Consider the following 3194-nt stretch of genomic DNA (forward strand, 5'->3'; position numbering starts at 1 on the left):
ACTCCACGTCCGCATCGCCATCCTGAACCGCTACACTGCGCTCGGCATACCTGTCACTGAAGCCGAGGGATGAGTCTGCCCGGGGATAGGGGAATCTCGGCCATCAGCCGATTTGTGCAACAGAGCCATGTAGCGTCCGCATTGATGGGCCCGGCGTGGCATTCTGGCATAGCGAGGCGCCGACACATCGGCCAAAGCCGGGCGGGGCAGTTCGGCCATCGGAATCAATGATTACGCAAGGCGGCTTTGAACCGATCGTCGGCACCCGACGTCAGCGTATAAATGCTGCCTCGGATACCGCTGGCGGTGGGAAGGGATCGGGAATGGAATATATCGTTCGCGAGATTGGCGTTGCCTTGGCCCAAGGCGTCAACGATTGCGTTGCCGGCCGAAACGAGATCGGAAAAACGTGCAACTTCCTCAAGGAACCTGTGCCGGTCGGCTTCGCCCATGAGCTGTTCTCGGTTCACCGCCGCAACCAGCCGAGCAATTTGCCCCTTGTAATGCGGCATCCACTCGTTGAGCTTGTAGACGTCCGACCGATAGGAGCCACGGCCGAGATCCTTACCGGCAAACCCTTCCAGAACCGCAAGCGCCTGCATTTGAAGGAGTTCGGCGACCTTGTAGTCGAGGTCGTGGTAATACTTGGTGATCGTGTATTGCGCGGTCATTGTCGCAACCTGTTCATCACGCGTCAGTTCCTGCGCCTGAAACGTTCCGGGCAGAGTCGCAAGCGCAATCGCGAATGGGAAGACGTAGCGTCTTGGGCTAAGGTGGGCCATGGTATCCTCCGTCAGTGGCACAGGCGAAGGCCATACCGCCGGTCGGAAAGAAAGACTTGGACGAAACCTGATCTTTTTCTGATGATACCTTGACCTGACGAAACGACGGCGCACGAAAACGACTTGGAGCCAATGGCAGAGGAACCCGGAGGAGCCGAACATATCGCGGACCCGTTCAGAGTCGGCGACTGGTTCGTTGAACCTTCGGCATTGCGCATATCGCACAACCGGGAAGAACGGCGCCTCGAACCAAAGGTAATGGCGCTTCTGGTATTCTTTGCTCAGACACCCGGAAGAACGCGGATGCGCGAGGAGCTTGAGGACAAGCTCTGGCCGGGGGTCACGGTCGGTTATGACGCACTTGCCAGCGCCGTCAGCAAGCTGCGCTCCGCGCTCGGAGACGATCCCTCCAGCCCCTCCTTCGTCGAGACGATCCCGAAGGTCGGCTATCGCATGGTTGCACCGGTCACGCCTGCCGGCGTCATGTCCCCTGCGGCCGGCTCAAGCGGGAACCGAAAGCCATGGCTCTGGGTGACGGCCCTCTTTTCGGTGGCAGTCCTTGCGGCTTGGCTTGGCTTGGCATCCGGCCTGATGACTTTCCTACTCGGCGCCGAGCGTGTCACCGTCAAGCCAAGCATCGCGGTTCTTCCCTTGGTGAACTACACCAACGATCCGGCCCAAACGGTATGGAGTGATGCCCTGGCTGCCGAGATCATCGCCGATCTTTCCCATTTCAGCGATTTCTTCGTTGTGGCCTCCAATTCGAGCTTTTCCTATCGCGACCGGACCGAGGATATCAGGCAGGTCGGCCAAGACCTTGGTGTCCGGTATGTCATCGAAGGGGGCTTTTGGCGGTCTGAAGCGGGCTTCAGGGTAACAGCCCGGCTCATAGAAACCGATTCCGGAACGCATGTCTGGGCGAAGAAGTTTTCGGCTCCCGCCAGCGGTCTCCATACGCTTCCGGCGGAAGTGACCCAGGAAATCGTTTCGACGCTCGGTGGTCGCATCGACGCCCGGGAACTGGAGCGCATTTCCGACAGCGACATTTCCAGTCCCGAAGCCTATGAACTCGTGCAGATGGGCCGGGTGGAATGGCTGAAATGGACCGCAGGAGCCAACGCAAAGGCAGAACAGCTATACAACCGCGCCATCGAACTGGATCCGGACTATGCAAGCGCCTACCGGTCATTGGCCTGGGTGCATATCAACGAACACAGGTACGGATGGAACCGGCCCCGAGATTCAGCATTGGCCTCTGCGCATGTCGCCGTCGCAAGGGCAATAGAGCTGGCACCGTTCGACTACCGCGTTCTGTGGACCCGGGCGACGGTTCGGATGCGCTCAGGCGATCTCGAATCCGCTCTGGCCGATTTTCGCCGCGCCCTTGAACTCAATCCCAACGCGGCGGACGTCATGGCAGACATGGCGGTCCCGCTCGTCTATGCAGGCGAGGCTCAGGAAGCCGTGACGCAGGTTCAGCAGGCGATCCGGCGCAACCCTCTGCACCCGTACTGGTACGACTGGAACCTGGCCTGGGCGTACTACTTTGCCGGAGATCCCGACGCCGGCCTGACCGCGTTCGAGCGCATGAGCTACGTGCCCGAACGCGCCCTGCTCACGCGCGCGGCGATATATCAGCGGCTGGGGCGTTCCTCGGAGGCGCAGGCAGATGCGGCGAATTTCTTGAAGGCGACCCCTTCCCACACGCTGGAAGACGAAGCCGAAGCCCTTTCTCCATTGCGCGACGCGGCCATGCAGTCGCTGTGGCTTGATGACCTCCGGGCGGCAGGGATACCCGAATAGGTTGGAAGGCGACGCACTGCAGCGAGTTTCGTCAATCAAAAAGCCGAATCCGAAGCTGGTTGAACAGTTGCAGCAACGGCATCTTTGCATAGTTCACGCCCGTTCATGCGTCGCGCAGCATCGGTCAAGAGGGCTCGAGGGAACCCTTCGCTGCAGCGACCTCGAAGGTTACCTCTTGGCGGAGCGCCAGATTCCTTACTGAACTGAAACTGGCTGCAGCATGCCATCGGTGTCCAATTTGAGGGCGCTGCGCCAGAGCGGCGTCTTGAAGACGTGGTGCACATGCTTGCCCGCGCACTCCTGACGGGCCTGGACAAGCAAACCGGCCCATTCAAGCGGGCGCAAGACGCACGAGGAGAACGCGGCCATTTCGCGCCACCCGGCATTGTCCCAGTCATGCTCCTGGCCATAGAACGCCGCGAACAATGCCCGCTCGGTTGTGCCGTGGTCGGCTTCGACGTTGATGACATTCATCCAGACATCGGCTCTGTTGCACAAATCGGCTGATGGCCGAGATTCCCCTATCCCCGGGCAGACTCATCCCTCGGCTTCAGTGACAGGTATGCCGAGCGCAGTGTAGCGGTTCAGGATGGCGATGCGGACGTGGAG

The 3194-nt window shown here is 60.3% G+C and carries 2 protein-coding genes and 1 pseudogene; 1 reads left to right on the plus strand and 2 read right to left on the minus strand.

Translation table 11 applies throughout. The features are described 5' to 3' along the window. Window positions 1–224: 224 nt before the first annotated feature. Entirely contained in the window at window positions 225–782 is a 558-nt protein-coding gene (locus OEZ60_RS21960; protein ID WP_263340969.1) for a hypothetical protein, read from the minus strand. 132 nt (window positions 783–914) lie between these two features. Here OEZ60_RS21960 and OEZ60_RS21965 point away from each other — a divergent pair, with 132 nt between their 5' ends. Then, window positions 915–2585 carry a winged helix-turn-helix domain-containing tetratricopeptide repeat protein gene (locus OEZ60_RS21965; RefSeq protein WP_263340972.1) on the plus strand — a complete coding sequence of 557 codons (1671 nt, stop codon included), beginning with the start codon at window positions 915–917 and terminating at the stop codon, window positions 2583–2585. 195 nt (window positions 2586–2780) lie between these two features. On the opposite strand, the pseudogene OEZ60_RS21970 reads toward OEZ60_RS21965, so the two are convergent. After that, window positions 2781–3068, minus strand: a pseudogene (locus tag OEZ60_RS21970) (hypothetical protein); the annotation flags it as partial. Window positions 3069–3194 lie beyond the last annotated feature (126 nt).

Origin of the sequence: Albidovulum salinarum (genome assembly GCF_025673475.1) — a bacterium.
GTDB classification, from domain to species: domain Bacteria; phylum Pseudomonadota; class Alphaproteobacteria; order Rhodobacterales; family Rhodobacteraceae; genus Albidovulum; species Albidovulum salinarum.

Coding starts and splice junctions, on each gene's coding strand:
- OEZ60_RS21960 (WP_263340969.1), bottom strand. CDS start 782: ATGGCCCACCTTAGCCCAAGACGCTACGTCTTCCCATTCGCGATTGCG.
- OEZ60_RS21965 (WP_263340972.1), top strand. CDS start 915: ATGGCAGAGGAACCCGGAGGAGCCGAACATATCGCGGACCCGTTCAGA.